This is a genomic window from Amphibiibacter pelophylacis, from assembly GCF_037688875.1.
In the GTDB taxonomy this organism is placed as follows: Bacteria; Pseudomonadota; Gammaproteobacteria; order Burkholderiales; family Burkholderiaceae_C; genus Amphibiibacter; species Amphibiibacter pelophylacis.
In genome coordinates, this window is the sequence record NZ_JAWDIE010000025.1 from 1 (window position 1) to 16,112 (window position 16,112).

13 protein-coding genes are annotated in these 16,112 nt (G+C 68.4%); 8 read left to right on the forward strand and 5 right to left on the reverse strand.

All coding sequences use genetic code 11. The annotated features are described in order from the left end of the window. The 3 genes from hrpA to fic all read left to right on the forward strand — a co-directional run. Window positions 1-3,892 (forward strand): ATP-dependent RNA helicase HrpA (gene hrpA / locus RV045_RS13095; RefSeq protein WP_423236238.1); only part of this gene is annotated, 3,892 nt, incomplete at its 5' end. 189 nt (window positions 3,893-4,081) lie between these two features. Then, window positions 4,082-4,258, forward strand: coding sequence for a DUF2322 family protein (locus RV045_RS13100; protein ID WP_423236267.1), 177 nt, complete (start codon window positions 4,082-4,084; stop codon window positions 4,256-4,258). 146 nt (window positions 4,259-4,404) lie between these two features. Then, window positions 4,405-5,580 carry a protein adenylyltransferase Fic gene (fic, locus tag RV045_RS13105; protein ID WP_423236239.1) on the forward strand — a complete coding sequence of 392 codons (1,176 nt, stop codon included), beginning with the start codon at window positions 4,405-4,407 and terminating at the stop codon, window positions 5,578-5,580. Here the strand turns inward: fic and RV045_RS13110 are convergent. The 4 genes from RV045_RS13110 to RV045_RS13125 are packed head-to-tail and all read right to left on the reverse strand — an operon-like array spanning window position 5,534 to window position 9,367. Further along, window positions 5,534-6,304 (reverse strand): SDR family oxidoreductase, encoded by a 771-nt coding sequence (locus RV045_RS13110; protein WP_423236240.1) that lies wholly within the window; start codon window positions 6,302-6,304, stop codon window positions 5,534-5,536. The two genes, fic and RV045_RS13110, sit on opposite strands and share 47 nt — an antisense overlap. Before the next feature lie 28 nt (window positions 6,305-6,332). Further along, window positions 6,333-6,716: a fluoride efflux transporter CrcB gene (gene crcB, locus RV045_RS13115; protein WP_423236241.1), complete on the reverse strand. Its 384-nt coding sequence runs from the start codon at window positions 6,714-6,716 to the stop codon at window positions 6,333-6,335. An 11-nt stretch (window positions 6,717-6,727) separates the two neighbouring features. Next, on the reverse strand, window positions 6,728-8,389 hold the full coding sequence (lnt, locus tag RV045_RS13120; protein ID WP_423236242.1) for an apolipoprotein N-acyltransferase: 1,662 nt from the start codon (window positions 8,387-8,389) through the stop codon (window positions 6,728-6,730). Between the two features lie 9 nt (window positions 8,390-8,398). After that, on the reverse strand, window positions 8,399-9,367 hold the full coding sequence (locus RV045_RS13125) for a transporter associated domain-containing protein (protein WP_423236243.1): 969 nt from the start codon (window positions 9,365-9,367) through the stop codon (window positions 8,399-8,401). A 122-nt stretch (window positions 9,368-9,489) separates the two neighbouring features. Here RV045_RS13125 and RV045_RS13130 point away from each other — a divergent pair, with 122 nt between their 5' ends. The 5 genes from RV045_RS13130 (at window position 9,490) to hslU (ending at window position 15,211) form a co-directional block, all read left to right on the forward strand. Further along, window positions 9,490-10,659, forward strand: a complete 1,170-nt coding sequence (locus RV045_RS13130) for a CobW family GTP-binding protein (protein WP_423236244.1) — start codon at window positions 9,490-9,492, stop codon at window positions 10,657-10,659. 134 nt (window positions 10,660-10,793) lie between these two features. Next, a complete protein-coding gene (gene dksA, locus RV045_RS13135; RefSeq protein WP_423236245.1) occupies window positions 10,794-11,252 on the forward strand; it encodes an RNA polymerase-binding protein DksA in 459 nt (152 codons plus the stop codon). A gap of 58 nt (window positions 11,253-11,310) precedes the next feature. Further along, on the forward strand, window positions 11,311-13,296 hold the full coding sequence (locus RV045_RS13140; protein ID WP_423236246.1) for an STAS domain-containing protein: 1,986 nt from the start codon (window positions 11,311-11,313) through the stop codon (window positions 13,294-13,296). Window positions 13,297-13,334: 38 nt separating this feature from the next. Beyond that, on the forward strand, window positions 13,335-13,880 hold the full coding sequence (gene hslV, locus RV045_RS13145; RefSeq protein ID WP_423236247.1) for an ATP-dependent protease subunit HslV: 546 nt from the start codon (window positions 13,335-13,337) through the stop codon (window positions 13,878-13,880). Beyond that, complete coding sequence (hslU, locus tag RV045_RS13150; protein ID WP_423236248.1) at window positions 13,877-15,211, forward strand: ATP-dependent protease ATPase subunit HslU; 1,335 nt, start codon at window positions 13,877-13,879, stop codon at window positions 15,209-15,211. Before hslV ends, hslU begins: the two co-directional genes overlap by 4 nt. Here hslU and RV045_RS13155 read toward each other — a convergent pair. Beyond that, entirely contained in the window at window positions 15,153-16,058 is a 906-nt protein-coding gene (locus RV045_RS13155; protein WP_423236249.1) for a symmetrical bis(5'-nucleosyl)-tetraphosphatase, read from the reverse strand. The two genes, hslU and RV045_RS13155, sit on opposite strands and share 59 nt — an antisense overlap. Window positions 16,059-16,112 lie beyond the last annotated feature (54 nt).

Consider the following 16,112-nt stretch of genomic DNA (forward strand, 5'->3'; position numbering starts at 1 on the left):
GGCCCACCCCATTCCGCCCATCGCGTTTGACGACGCCCTGCCCGTCAGCGCACACCGCCACGATCTGGCGGAAGCCATCCGCGCGCACCAGGTCGTCATCGTCTGCGGCGAGACCGGCTCGGGCAAGACCACGCAGCTGCCCAAGATCGCGCTGACGCTGGGGCGCGGGCGCGGCGCGGGCGGCCAGGGGCTGATCGGCCACACCCAGCCGCGCCGCATTGCCGCGACCAGCGTGGCCAAGCGCATCGCCGAGGAGCTCAAAACCCCGCTGGGCGAGGTCGTGGGCTACAAGATCCGTTTCGCTGACCGCCTGCAAAGCGGCGCCAGCGTCAAGCTGATGACCGACGGCGTGCTGCTGGCCGAAACGCAGTCCGACCCCGACCTGCGCGCCTACGACACGCTGATCATCGACGAAGCGCACGAGCGCAGCCTGAACATCGACTTCCTGCTGGGCTATCTGCGCCAGCTGCTGCCGCGCCGGCCCGATCTGAAAATCATCATCACATCGGCGACCATCGACGCCGACCGCTTTGCGCAGCACTTTGCGTCGCGGCGCGGCCCGGCGCCGGTCTTCCAGGTGTCGGGGCGGCTGTTTCCGGTCGAGCAGCGCTGGATGCCTTTCGAGGACAGCCGCGACTACAGCGTCAACCACGCCATTGCCGACGCGGTGGATGACCTGTGGCGCCAGGGGCCTGGCGACGTGCTGGTCTTCCTGCCCGGCGAGCGCGAGATTCGCGACGCCGCCGACCACCTGCGCGGCCATCATCCGCCGGGCGTGCAGATCCTGCCGCTGTTCTCGCGCCAGTCGCAGGCCGAGCAGGAACGGGTGTTTGAAGCCCACGGCGCGCCGCGCATCGTGCTGGCGACCAATGTGGCCGAAACCTCGCTGACGGTCCCCGGCATCCGCTACGTCGTCGATACGGGCCTGGCGCGCGTCAAGCGCTACAGCTACCGCAACAAGGTCGAGCAGCTGCACATCGAACCCGTCAGCCAGGCCGCAGCCAACCAGCGTGCCGGGCGCTGCGGGCGGGTGTCCAACGGCGTGTGCATCCGCCTGTATGACGAGGCCGATTTCGCGGCGCGTCCGGCCTTTTCCGACCCGGAGATTCTTCGTTCATCACTCGCCGGGGTGATCCTGCGCATGAAAAGCCTGCGCCTGGGCGATGTGCACGATTTTCCCTTTCTGGAACCGCCCCCGCGCAAGGCCATCGCCGACGGCCTCGACCTGCTGGCCGAGCTGGGCGCGCTGGACGATGACGGCCACCTGAGTGCCATCGGCCGCGATCTGGCCCGCCTGCCGCTGGACCCGCGCGTCGGGCGCATGCTGCTGGAAGCGCGTCAGCGCGAGGCGCTGGACGAGGTGCTGATCATTGCGTCGGCGCTTTCGGTGCAGGACGTGCGCGACCGCCCTCCCGAGCAGCAGCAGGCGGCGGACCAGAAACACAAGGTGTTTCTGGACGAGCGCTCGGAATTCCTGTCCACCGTCAGGCTGTGGCGCTGGCTGGACGCCAGCCGCAACCGCGAGGCGCCGGGAAGCGCCCCCGGTCAGCCGCCCGCCGCAGGCCACCGCCTGAGCCACCGCCAGTTCGACCAGCACCTGCGCGAGCATTTCATCAACCCGCGCCGCGTGCGCGAGTGGCGCGACACCCACCAGCAGCTGCGCACCGTGGTGCTGGAGCACCAGTGGCGCGTCAACACCCTGCCCGCCACCTACGAGCAGCTGCACCTGTCGCTGCTGGCCGGTCTGCTGGGCAATATCGGCTGCAAAAGCGACGAGGGCGAGGCTTACCTGGGCGCGCGCGGCATCCGCTTTTACCGCCACCCGGGCGCACAGCTGTCCAAAAAACCCGGCAAATGGCTGGTCGCCGCCGAGCTGGTCGATACCACGCGGCTCTACGGCCGGGGCCTCGCCGCCATCGAACCCGACTGGCTGGAGGGCTTGGCCGGGCACCTGATCAAGACCCAGATGCAGGAGCCGCACTGGGAGAAAAAAGCCGGTGAAGTCGTCGCCCTGCAGCGCGGCCTGCTCTACGGCCTGCAGGTTTACCACGGCCGCCGCGTGCGCTACGCCACCGTCGATCTGCCCAAGGCGCGCGAGATGTTCATCCGCCACGCCCTGGTCGATGGCGACTGGGACAGCAAACTGCCTTTCGTGCTGCACAACCGCAAGCTGATCGCCAGCGTGGAAAAGCTGGAGCACAAGGCGCGCCGCCAGGACGTGCTGGTCGATGACGAGCTGATCTTCGCCTTCTACGATCAGAATCTGCCCGATGACGTGTGCAGCGCACGCACGCTGGAGCGCTGGTACCGCCACGCCAGCCGCCAGAACCCCGAACTGCTCTGCCTGAACCGCGAGCAGCTGATGCGCCACGAAGCGGCCGGCATCACCACCGACAACTTCCCGCACGCCGTCCGTCTGGGCGGCATCGACTGCAGCGCCAGCTACCTGCACGAGCCCGGTCACGCCCGCGATGGCCTGACGGTGACGGTGCCGCTCTATGTGCTCAACCAGGTCAGCGCTGCGCGCTGCGACTGGCTGGTGCCCGGCATGCTGCACGCCAAGGTGCTGGCGCTGCTGAAGAATCTGCCGGGGCGCCCGCGCCACCGCCTGCAGCCGCTGGCCGAGTTCGCCACCGTGTTCAGCGAGACCGCCGCCTTCGGCGAGGGCGATCTTCTGGACGCGCTGGCCGCCGCCATCCGCCAGCAGATCCAGCTGGTGGTGTCGCGCAACGATTTCCGCGCCGACCAGCTCCCCGCTCATCACCTGATGCTGGTGCGCGTCATCGACGACAGCGGACGCCAGATGGGGCTGTCGCGCAACGTCAGCGCGCTGCAGGCCGAGCTGGGCGGCCAGGCGCGCACCGCCTTCCAGGCGCTGGCCCAGCTGCGCCTGGCGGCGACGCGGACGGCCCCGGAAACGGCAGCTAAACCGGCACCTGCGTCAGACGCAACCTCGGCTCCCGCGCCCGCAGGACGCAAGGCGACTGCGCCCGCCCCCGCCCCTTCGGCGTCCGCCCCGGCGGTCGACGCCAGCCAGGCCTATACCGCCTGGACCTTCGGCGAGCTGCCCGAGCTGATGGAGATCCGCCGCAAAGGCCAGACCCTGGTCGGCTTCCCCGCGCTGATCGACAAAGGCACGCAGGTGGAAATCGACGTGCTCGACGAGCCCGAAGCCGCACGCGCCCTGCACGCGCAAGGGCTGCGCCGACTGATCGCGCTGCAGATTCGCGACAGCCTGAAGTATCTGGACCGCAACCTGCCCGACTGGCACGCCACCGCCATGGCTTTTGTGCCGCTGGGTGACGCCGACCTGCTGCGCCAGCAGGTGCTGGATGTGGCCATCAGCCGTGCCTTTCTGGCGGGCGACTGGCCCACCGACGCCGCCAGCTTCGAGCGCTGCCTGACCGAGGGCCGCCCGCGCCTGACGCTGATCGCGCAGGAGGTGGCGCGCCTGACCGGGCAGATCGTCCAGACCTGGTCTGGCCTGCAGCGCCGTCTGAAGGACAGTAAGGCCGCGCCCGCGCTGGTCAGCGACATTCAGCAGCAGCTCCAGCGCCTGGTCGGCCCCGGTTTCGTGCGCCAGACGCCCTACAGCACGCTGCAGCACTTTCCACGCTACCTGCAGGCCATCGCGCTGCGCCTGGACAAATGGCGCGCCGACCCGGATCGCGATCTGGCGCGCATGACCGAGCTGCGCACGCTGGAAACCCCCTTCTGGAAGCGCCTGCACGAGCAGCACAGCCAGAGCGGCGGCAAAACCGACGAGCGCCTGAACGATTTCCGCTGGCTGCTTGAAGAGCTTCGCGTCAGCCTTTTTGCGCAGGAGCTGCGCACGCCCCAGCCCGTCAGCGTCAAGCGCCTGCAGAAGGCCTGGGGCCAGCTTCAATATTAACCCGCCGACCACGCTGACCGAACGGACCGCGCAGTCAGTGCGGACCGATCCCTCCACCGAAAGACGAAAGCCCGCAATGAACTTCGCCCAGCAACTCGCCGCCCTGCCCGCCTGCGATCACCTGTCCGCGCTCGTCCTGCGCGACGCCAGCGGCCAGGGCAGGCCGGATCGCTGCGCGTTTACGCGGCGCTGGCCGCACAGCACGGCAGCCGGATCACGCCCGCCGCCGCGCAGGCGGGCCTGGCGCTCTACGCCGAGCACACTGAAGACGCCCGACAGAATCCCGGCAAGCACCCCAACATCGACCGCCTGATCGCGCTGGTGGAGCGCCAGGAAACGCTGGGGGTGGAGGAAGTGCGGGAATAAAACCTTGGACCCGGAGGACAGCCGGGGCGGGGTCTCATGTCGCTGCCAGCGACACATTCCCACAACGTGTCGACAAAACAGCAAAACATCGACATGATGGAGGGCGTGTGTCGCCCAAACCCCTTTTTAGCGCCAAGGACAGCCCGATGATCTGCCAAGACTTCGGCTGGCGGGCAGATGTCGCCTACAACCAGCTCCCCCTGCTACCGCCAGTAGCCGATGTCGAGACCAAAACCGTGCTGCGCGCCTGCATCACGGCGCGTGCCGCGCTGGCGGAGCTCAAGCAGGCCGCAAAGCTGATTCCCAACCAGACCATGCTGATCAACACGATCCCGCTGCTGGAGGCCAAGGACAGCTCTGAGATCGAAAACATTGTCACCACCACCGACCAGCTATTCCGGCATGTGCACGGCGATGGATCGGCCGATCACGCCACCAAGGAGGCGCTGCGCTACCGCTCGGCCCTGCACCAAGGCTTCCTGTCGCTCAAAACCCGCCCTTTGTGCACCGCTACGGCAGTTGAAATATGCCGCACCCTGAAAGCCACCGATCTGGACATCCGGCGCACGCCCGGCACCCAGCTCGCCAACGACCGCACGGGCGAGGTGATCTACACGCCCCCCGAAGGCGAATCCCGGCTTCGCGACCTGCTGGCCAACTGGGAGAACTACCTCCACAACCAGCAGGACCTCGATCCGCTGATCCGTATGGCGGTCGGCCACTACCAGTTCGAGGCGATCCACCCGTTCATCGACGGCAATGGCCGCACCGGGCGGGTGCTCAACAGCCTGTTCCTGATCGAAACAGGCCTGCTGAACCTGCCCATTCTTTACCTCAGCCGCCACATCATCGCCCACAAGGCCGACTACTACCGGCTGCTGATCGGCGTGACGCGCGATCAGGACTGGACCGCCTGGGTGCTGTTCATGCTGGAGGCCGTGGCAGCCACCGCGCAATGGACAACCGAAAAAATCGGCGCCATCCGCCGTCTCGCTGAACACACCACCGAATACGTCCGCAACCAGCGGCCCAAAATCTACAGCCGGGAGCTGGTGGATGTGATTTTTGAGCAGCCCTACTGCCGCATCGCCAATCTGGCCGAAAAGGGCGTCGCACAGCGCCAGGCCGCATCGCGCTATCTCAAAGAGCTCGCCGCGCTGGGTGTGCTGAGCGAAGCGTCTGCGGGCAAGGAGAAGCTGTTCATCCACCCGAAACTGATGCAGCTTCTGACCCGGGACAGCAACGACTTCGTGCCCTACGACGCCAAGCCGTCCCTCACCCCCGCCCCACCAGCGGCATCCCGGCCGCCATCACGGTCATGAAGGGCACGGCGACGCCGGGCGGCAGGTGGGCCTGGTAGAGCACGGCGTCGACCACGGGCTGCAGGCCCATGGTGGCTTCGGGGCGGCGCTGGCCGTCGGGCTGGAGCATGCCGCGCGGCATGTCGGCGGTGAGTTCGGTCAGGGCGTTGCCGATGTCGATCTGGCCGCAGGTGATGCCGTGTGCGCGGCCTTCCAGCGCCAGTGATTTGCTCAGGCCGTTGATGGCGTGTTTGCTGGTGCTGTAGGCCACCGCGTGCGGGCGCGGCACCTGCGCCGAGACCGAACCGTTGTTGATGATGCGTCCGCCCGGCGGGCTCTGGCGCAGCATCTGCGCGTAAGCGGCCTGCGCGCAGAAGAAGGCACCGTCCAGGTTGACCGCCATCACCTCGCGCCAGGTCTGCGCTGTCACGTCCTGCAGCGGACCGCCGCCCGCGAACGTGCCCGCGTTGTTGAAGAGCAGATCCACCCGACCCCACTGCGCCACGATGGCGGTGAAGGCGTGCGCGACGGCATCGGCGTCGCTGACGTCCGTGGGCAGGCAGAGCGTGCGATCCGCGTGCGGGGCGCGGCGGGCCGTGTCCTGCAGCGGCGCAAGCCTGCGCCCCAGCAACGCCACGCACCAGCCCGCGCCCAGCAGGCCCAGCGCGACGGCGCGGCCGATGCCGGTTCCGGCGCCCGTCACCACGGCGATGCGGGGAGAAGAATCAGCGGAAGTCGTGTCCATGAAAGTCTCCTGCGCGGTATCCAGCCGGTCAGGCCTGGCGCCACAGCGCCACCGTGGCCAGGCCCAGCGCGGTCATGGCCAGCGAGCCACAGACGTGCGCCGCGATCGCTCCCATGGCCCAGGCCAGGCGGCCCTGCTGGATCAGCGTCGTGACTTCGGCCGAGAAGGTGGAAAACGTGGTCAGCCCGCCCAGAAAGCCGGTCATCACCAGCAGTTTCCACTCCGGCGGCAGACCGGGCCAGTGGCTGGCCACCGCCAGCGCCACGCCCATCAGATAGCCGCCCAGCAGGTTGGCCACCCAGGTGCCGGGCGGAACCGGCGCGAAAAGCGCGTTCAGCCACACGCCCAGGCCCCAGCGCAGGCAGGCGCCCAGCGAGGCACCGACGGAAATCATCAGCAAGGATCGGATCATGTCCATGTCCTTCAGAGCGTCCTGCGGCGCAGGCCGGCAGCCAGCACCAGCGCCAAAGCCAGCAGCACCAGCGGCGCGTGGCCCCACGCGGCCAACCAGCGCGCGTAGGGGGTGAGGCCCGTGCGGCCGGTGACGGTCACATCAAGCTGGCCGGGCTGATCGGGCGGCAGCGCGGCAGTGACGTGGCCGCGCTCGTCCACCGCCGCCGTGGCGCCGGTGTTGGTGGCGCGCACCAGCGGCCGCTGGAATTCCAGCGCGCGCATGCGCGAAAACTGCAGGTGCTGGGCCTGGATCAGGCGCGGGCCAAACCAGGCCAGGTTGCTCTGGTTGACCAGCACGGTAGCGTCGTCCGGCGTGCCGCGCACGCTGTCAGACACATCCTGCGCAAAAAGATCCTCGTAGCAGATCAGCGGGCGCACGCGCTGCCCGGCCACGCGCAGCACGGGGGCGCTTTTGGCGGGCGTCTGGTCGCTCATGGGGATGCCCAGCAGGCTGACGAACCAGTGAAAACCCGGCGGCACGAACTCGCCAAACGGCAGCAGGTGGCGCTTGCCATAAAGGTAAGGCCCCCCGGAAGAATCGCCCGGCGCATCCACGCCCAGCGGCGCAGAACCCTGGAACGGCGAAACAGCCAACGAAGCCGACCCCGCCGAATCAGGCCACTGCGCCGTCACTGCGACAGCGGTGTTGGTGTAGCCCCGCGCCTCGTCGCCCGTGAACACGCCCAGCAGCAGCGCGTGCCGGGGCTCGCCGCCCACACCATCCCGCTCGCGCAGCGGCTGGGCCAGCGCCTGCCACCAGGAAGCATCGAGCTGGCTGGCGATCAGCGGCACCGAGGTTTCGGGCGTCAGCAGCAGCTGCGGGCTCTGTCCCTGGGGCGCACCCAGCGCTTCGCGCACGATGCGCTGGTGCCAGGTCAAGGCCTGGCTGATTTCGGCGGGCTGGAACTTCACCAGCGGATCAATGGCCGTCTGAAAAAGGCGCACGCGAAGCGCGCCAGTCGGCGTTGTCCAGGCCTGCGGCAGCGTCAGCGACAGCAGCACAGGCAAAGCCGCCGTGCCCGCCCATGCCAGACGCTGAAGGGCTGCCCGCGCCAGCACCAGCTCGACCAGAGCCACCCCCGAAAGCGTGGCCGCAAAGCCCGTGCCGTAAGTGCCCAGCCACAGCGGCAGACCGGCGAACAGGCCCGTGGTGTGCGCGTAGCCCTGCGCGATCCACGGAAAACCCGTCAGCCAGGTGCCGCGCGCCACGTCGGCCAGCAGCATCATGGCTGACCAGGACAGGGCGTTCAGCACCGCCACGCCCGGCCCCCCCTCACGGCGCAGCCAGCGCGCCCAGAAGCCCAGCGCCAGCGCGACATACAGCGCCAGCCCCGCGCACAGCAGCAGCACCCCGCCCGCCGCCAGCGCAGGCGGCAGGTGGCCATAGGTGTTCAGGCTGATATAAAGCCACCACAGCCCGACGCTGAGCCAGCCCAGTCCAAACAGCCAACCCTGCAGCAGCACCTGGCCGGGACGGGCGTGGCGGTTCAGGGCGTACAGCCCGGCCATCAGCAGCGGCTGCAGCCCCCACAGTTCCAGCGGCGCGAAGGCGGCCACCAGCAGCGCACCGCCCAGCAGCGCCAGCGCAGCGGACAGGGCCGGGCGCAGCGTCAGGCCGAATCGCTCAACCATAAAAAGGAATCAGACCGCGCTGGCCGGGCGGTCGGGGGCCACGGGCACGGCCGTGCGCACGCGAAACCAGCGCACCGTGCCGCCGCGCGCCAGCATCACCTGAAAGGTGAGATAAGGCGCGGGAGAGCCGCTGGACGCCGTATCCAGCAGACGCCCTTCGCGGTCCACCGCCAGAATCTGTCCCTTGACGGGCAACTGGCCGTGCGCGTGCGTCAGGCAGCCCGCGATGGTGTCGAAATCGCTGTCGTCGATGGCGCTGCCAAAGGCCTTGTTGACCGCTTCGATGTCGGTGTCGCCCGAGACGCGCCAGCTGCCGTCGGCCATGGAGACGATGCTCTCGCGGTCTTCTTCGTCTTCCTCGTCGTACTCGTCCTCGATTTCACCGACGATTTCTTCCAGCACGTCTTCAATCGTGACCAGCCCGGCGGTGCTGCCGAACTCGTCCACCACGATGGCGATGTGGTTGCGCTCGGCACGGAACTCGCGCAGCAGCTCGGCCAGGTTTTTCGATTCGGGCACGAACATGGCCGGACGCAGCAGCGTGCGCAGATTCAGTTCAGGCGCGCGCTGCAGCATCAGCAGATCCTTGGCCAGCAGCACGCCGATGATGCGGTCGGTATCGTCCTCGTAGACGGGGAAGCGCGAGTGCCGCGTCTCCAGCACCAGCGACAGGATGGCGTCGTAGGACATGGCGATATCGACCAGATCCATGCGCTTGCGCGTCACCATGACGTCGGCCGCGCTGCGCTCGGCCAGACGCAGCACGCCCGACAGCATGGCGTGCGATTCGCGGTCGATGATGGCCTGGTCGGCCGCGGCGCCCAGTGCGGCCAGCAGCGCGGCGCGGTCGGCGATGGCGTCGGGCTCGCCGCTCCAGCGGCCCATCAGGCGTTCGAAAAAGCCCTTTTTGCCGCTCTGGGCGGCGTCCGGGGCACCAGCAGCGGGGGCGGAAGACCCGCCCGCAGGATGTTCTGACACGAGGTCTGCCTTCTTGCAACACAGTGACCGGGCAAGGATACCCGAATTCGGGCCTGGCCTTAGAATGCCGCACCGTCTGCCCTGCCCGTCCGGCGCGGGCGACGTTCCTGCAAGGAGATGCCATGACCACCCCCGCAACACCCGGCCAGAACAGCCCCGTGCCCGTCACCATCCTGACCGGCTTTCTGGGCAGCGGCAAGACCACGCTGCTCAAGCGCGTGCTGGGCGAGAGCCACGGCCACAAGATCGCCGTCATCGAGAACGAATTCGGCGAAGAGAACATCGACAACGAGATTCTGGTCGACACCCAGGAGCACATCCTGCAGCTGTCCAACGGCTGCGTGTGCTGCTCGATCCGCGAAGACCTGCGCGCCACCCTGAGCGATCTGGGCGAGCGCCGCCGCAAGGGCCTGCTGGATTTCAGCCGCGTCATCATCGAAACCACCGGCCTGGCCGACCCCGGCCCCGTGGCGCAGACTTTTTTCATGGACGACGAAATCGCGGGTCAGTATGTGCTGGACGCCATCCTGACCCTGGTCGATGCCAGGCACGCGCCCCAGCAGCTTGACGAGCGTCAGGAAGTGCGCCGCCAGATTGGCTTTGCCGACCAGATTTTCATCACCAAGGCCGACCTGGTCGAACCGGCCGCGCTGCACGCCCTGGGCGCGCGCATCTACCAAATGAACCCGCGCGCGCCGCAGCGTGCCGTGCATTTCGGCGAGGTGCCGCTGGCCGAAGTGCTGGATCTGCACGGTTTTCACCTGGACGCCAAGCTGGAGTTCGACCCCGAATTCCTGGGTGTCAAGGATGCGCCGCAGGCCGAAGGCCACGAAGACTGCGACCACGCGCACGGCCAGTGCAAGCACGATCATGACCACGATCACGGGCACGACCACGATCACGCCTGCCACGAGGACCACGTCCACACCGAGGCCTGCCATCACGGGCACGATCATGGCCACGGCCACGCGCACCACCACCACCATCACGATGACGACGTGAAATCCTTCGTTTTCCGCAGCGACAAGCCGCTGGACGCGGCCAAGCTGGAGGATTTCCTGGGCGGCGTGGTGCAGGTTTTCGGCCCCAACCTGCTGCGCTACAAAGGCGTGCTGCACATGAAGGGCACGTCGCGCAAGGTGATTTTCCAGGGCGTGCACCAGATGATGGGCAGCGATCTGGGCGCCCCCTGGAAAGCGGGCGAGGCCAAAACCAGCCGCATGGTCTTCATCGGCGTTGATCTGCCGCGCGAGATCCTGCTCAAAGGCCTGGAGAACTGCGTGGCCCGCTGACGGGCCGGGATTTCAACCCTTCAGGGCAGGGGGTTCTCCAGGGGCAAACCCCCAGCCTGCAACAGACCGCAGCGGACGCGCTTGCCCCTACAATCCACCCGCCCGGCATTCCTGCCGGGGGTTTAAGCAAGACGATGACCAAAACGACCCCCAAAAGCGGCAAGAGCAGTTCCCGGTCCGGCGCCGAAATGACCCAGGACGAGATCCTGGCCATGCCGGAAGACGACTACATGAACACCCAGCAGGTGGAGTTTTTCCGCCACCTGCTGGTTTCGACCCGCGACGACCTGCTGAGCAACGCGGGCCAGACCACCGAGAACCTGCGCGAGGAAACCTCTCTTGTGCCCGATCCGGCCGACCGCGCCACCATCGAGGAAGAGCACGCGCTGGAGCTGCGCACCCGCGACCGCGAGCGCAAACTGCTGCGCAAGATCACCCAGGCGCTGTCGCGGCTGGACAGCGGTGAGTACGGCTTCTGCGAGGAAACCGGCGAGCCCATCGGCCTGCGCCGCCTGCTGGCGCGCCCCACGGCCAGTCTCTCGCTGGAGGCCCAGCAGCGGCGCGAACTGAAGCAGAAAATGTTTGGTGACTGATTTTCGCCGCCGAATTCACGCCTTGGCCGCCTGAAAGCCGCGCTATGCTGGTCGCACCATGAGCACCCAGCCGCCCTCCGGGCATGACGCCTCTCCCCCCGGACTGCTGGGCACGCTGAAAGCCTGGTGGCGTCGCCGTGCCGAGACGGACGAGGCCAGCGTGCTGAGCAGCCTGCCCGGCGTAACGCCATCGTTGCTGCAGGACAGCGCTCAGAATCCGCCCAGCGGGCTGGGCAGTCTGCCCTCCCCCACGCTCTCGGCCGATCTGCCGCGCTGGGCGACCGAATCCGAGCTGGCGGGCAGCCGTCCGACCGGCGCGGTCAGTGATTCCGAGCGCGCGGCCCTGAAAGCCATGATCGAGCGCAAGCGGCGCAACGATTTCGTGCGCAAGCGCGAGTTCGATCTGCTGCGCCGCGCCCGCCGCGAAGGCCTGTCGCTGGAGCAGCTGCACGCGCTGGGCGCCAGCTCGCGCCTGGACGACGAAGACAGCCCGGACGAGCCCGTCAGCAACGACCCGCTGGTGCGCGACAAGATCCGCGTGCTGGAGGAGCAGATGGTGGGCCCCGCGCCTGCAGCCCGCCCTTTCAATCCCATCCTGCGCGGCACCCCGCCCGAGACGCCCGGCGCGCCCGACAGACCTGGCACGACGGATGCGCCCACGCTGCACGCCACGACGCCACCGCCCGAATCCAGCCCGGTCAGCCCCACCGCCCGGGCCAGACCGCTGGGTGAGGCCGGTCTGCTGTCCGATTCGGTCCTGTCCACCCACCTGCAACGCGATTACAACCCCGAAACCGTACCCGGCCAGATCAGCCATTTCGACCCCCGGGTGGATGGCCTCCGGGTCGAGAGGCGCCTGATGGCCAGCGGCGAAAGCCTCTGGGCCGATCCTGCGGGCGCGATGGCATCGCCCGGCAGCCTGCTGGCCGACGATCCGCCCGGCCAGGGGCCGCCCAGTGTGGCCACGGCGCTGGCACCGCCGCCCGACCAGCCGCTGCCCCAGGGCTGGATGCACAGCGAAAATCACTGGATCGATGCCACCGAACGCGCCGATCCGCGGCTGGATGAAGTCGTGCAGGCCTTCTCGCAAGGGCGGCTGGAAGCGGTCGAGCGGCAGCTCTCGGGCCTGACCCAGATGCTCAGCCAGCCCGGCCGCGACGACGGTCTGTGGCAGGCCTGGCTGGATTTCCTGCAGGTCACGCACCAGCGCCGCCGCTTCGAAGGCCAGGCCCAGCAGTACGCGCTGAACTTCAGCCGCCCGGTGCCCGACTGGCAGGACGAAGGCCTGCCCGGCGGCGAAAGCGAGATCCTGTCGCGCTTTCTGGCGCCCACGCACGTCGACTGGAGCTGCCCCGCCGTGCTGACCGGCGCCGACATGGCCGCTCTGGACCCGCGCAGCAGCGACTGGGGCAGCTGGGTGGTGCTGGACTGGTCGGCCCTGACCGATCTCGATCTGGAAGCCGCCACCAGCCTGGCGCGTCTGGTGCGGCTGTGGATCAACCGCTCGCTGGACATGCGCTGGCTGGGCGGCGAGCGCCTGCTGGCGCTGATCGTCCAGCAGGTCGAGGCCAGCCCCGTCACCCAGGGCTTCGCCTGGCGCCAGCTGCGCGCCGCCGTGCTCAACCTGCTGGACCGGCGAGACCCTTTCGAAGACGCCCTGAGCGCCTACGCCCGGGAGCGCGAAGGCCACGATCTGCCCGACCTGCGCAGCTGGACCGTGCCGATGGCGCGCGTGGCACTGATTTCGCAGGAGGATCTGGACAGCGCCCGGCGCGGCGGCCCTGCCCTGCGCGGAGCCCTGCGCGGGCCACTGACCGAATCGCTGGCCCGCCTGCAGCCGCCTGGCACCGGCCCCTGGCTGGTCGATGCCAGCGGCGTGGTCTGGATCGACGCGGCGGCGGCGCGCTCGCTGTGCGACTGGGCCCGCCGCCAGCACGCGGCCGGGTCCCCCGTACAGCTGCAGGGCATCAACCGCCTGGCGGCCTTTTTCCTGCAGGCCAACGGCCTGCACGAAGTGGCTTACATGCAACTGCGTAAAATCTGAGCCCTGTCCATCAACGCAGTCTGCAAAGGGTTTTCCCCATGAGCCAGGAGTCCTATCACGGCACCACCATCCTGAGCGTGCGCCGAGGCCGACATGTCGCCCTGGGCGGCGACGGCCAGGTCACGCTGGGCAGCATCGTCGTCAAGGCCAGCGCGCGCAAGGTGCGTACGCTGTACAAAGGCCAGGTGCTGGCCGGATTCGCCGGCGCCACCGCCGACGCTTTCACGCTGTTCGAGCGCTTCGAGGCCAAGCTGGAAAAGCACCAGGGGCATCTGGTGCGCGCCGCCATCGAACTCACCCGCGACTGGCGCACCGACCGCGTCCTGCGCCGCCTGGAGGCCATGCTGGCCGTGGCCGACCGCGAGGCCAGCCTGATCATCACCGGCAACGGCGACGTTCTGGAGCCCGAACAGGGCCTGGTCGCCATCGGTTCGGGGGGCAGCTACGCGCACAGCGCGGCGCGCGCGCTGCTGGAGAACACCGAGCTGTCGCCCGTGGACATCGTCAAGAAGTCGCTGTCCATTGCGGGCGACCTGTGCATCTACACCAACCACAACCACACCATCGAAGAGCTGACCCCATGAGCATGACGCCCAGAGAGATCGTCGGCGAGCTCGACACCCACATTGTTGGCCAGAAGGACGCCAAGCGCGCCGTGGCCATCGCCCTGCGCAACCGCTGGCGCCGCCAGCAGGTCGAAGACGGCCTGCGCAGCGAAATCACGCCCAAGAACATCCTCATGATGGGTCCGACCGGCGTGGGCAAAACCGAAATCGCCCGCCGTCTGGCGCGCCTGGCCGATGCGCCCTTCATCAAGGTCGAAGCGACCAAGTTCACCGAAGTCGGCTACGTCGGCAAGGATGTGGACACCATCATCCGCGATCTGGTCGATGTCGCCGTCAAGCAGGCCCGCGAAGCGGCCATGCAGCGCCACACCGCCCGCGCCGCCGACGCCGCCGAAGACCGCCTGCTGGACGCGCTGCTGCCCGGATCGCGCCCCGAGAGCAGCGACGCCAGCGTGATCGACGCCAGCCCCGAGAGCGACACGCGCCAGAAATTCCGCAAGCGCCTGCGCGAAGGCCAGCTCGACGACAAGCTGATCGAGCTTGATCTGACCGAGCCCAAGGCCAGTATGGAAATCATGACCCCGCCGGGTATGGAGGAAATGGCCGAGCAGCTCAAGGGCATGTTCGCCAGCCTGGGCAACGGCAAAAAGCGCACGCGCAAGCTGCGCATCGCCGAAGCGCTCAAGCTGCTGACCGAAGAGGAAGCGGCCAAAATGCTCAACGAGGACGAGGTGCGCAGCGCCGCCGTGCACAGCGCCGAGCAGAACGGCATCGTCTTCATCGACGAGATCGACAAGGTCGCCACGCGCAGCGAGGCCCAGGGCAGCGACGTGTCGCGCCAGGGCGTACAGCGCGACCTGCTGCCGCTGGTCGAAGGCACCACGGTCAGCACCAAATACGGCATGGTTCGCACCGACCACATGCTGTTCATCGCTTCCGGCGCCTTTCACCTGGCGCGTCCCAGCGACCTGATCCCCGAGCTGCAGGGCCGCTTTCCGATCCGGGTCGAGCTGAAATCGCTGTCGGTCGACGATTTCGAGGCCATCCTGACCAGCACCCAGGCCAGCCTGACGCGCCAGTATCAGGCGCTGCTGGCCACCGAAGGCGTGACGCTGGATTTCACCCCCGAAGGCATCCGCCGCCTGGCCGAGATCGCTTTCGAGGTCAACGAGCGCACCGAGAACATCGGCGCGCGCCGCCTCTCGACGGTGATGGAGCACCTGCTGGCCGAGATCAGCTTTGACGCCCCCAGCCGCAGCGGCGAAACCGTCACCATCGACGCCGCCACCGTCAACGCGAGCCTGGGCGAACTGGCCAAGGACGAGGATCTGTCGCGCTTTGTGCTGTAAGTGGCCGTGCCACGGCAGTCTGTGCCGTAAAAGCCTTCTGGCGCGACGCCACCTGGACGATCTCCACGGTGGCCTCGCCCAGCACGGCGGCGCTGAGCCGCCCGCCCCACACGCAGCCGGTGTCCAGGCCCAGCAGGCCGGGGCGCTGCAGCAGGCCCAGCGTGGACCAGTGCCCGAAGGCGATGCGCTCGCCCGCCGTGGCACGGCCTGGCGCATCAAACCAGGGCAGCAGGTGAGCGGGCTGCTGGCCGGGGATGTGGCCGTCGCCGGTGCTGAAATCGAGCGCGCCGTCAGGGCCGACAAAGCGCACCCGCGTCAGCGTGTTGATGATGCAGCGGTGGCGGTCGGCGCCGCGCAGGCTCTCATGCCAGACGCGCGGCTCGTTGCCAAACACCTGGCCCAGGTAATCGCGCCAGCCGGGGCTGGACAGCTCGGCCTGGACTTCGGCGGCCAGCCGCAGCGTCTGCGCCCGGCTCCAGGTGGGCAGCACGCCCGCGTGGACGGCCAGCCAGCCGCCCAGCTCCGTGGCCAGCGGGCGCGTGCGCAGCCAGTCCAGCAGGGCCGGGGCGTCGGGCGCGGCCAGCAGCGCGTCCAGGGTATCGCCTCGCCCGGCCGCGCGCACGCCGGCCGCGCGCGCCAGCAGGTGGATGTCGTGGTTGCCCAGCACGACCTGCAGCGCGTCGCCCAGCGCCATGGCCTGGCGCAGCACCGCCAGCGAATCTGGCCCGCGGTTAACCAGATCGCCCAGCAGCAGCATCTGGTGGCGCGAAGGCGAAAAGCCAAGGCGCGCCATCAGATCCGTCCATTCCGTGTGGCAGCCCTGAAGGTCGCCGACCAGCACCTGCATATGCACTCCCACCGGTCACAGGGACCGGGCCTGATTCTTTATAATCCCGTTTTG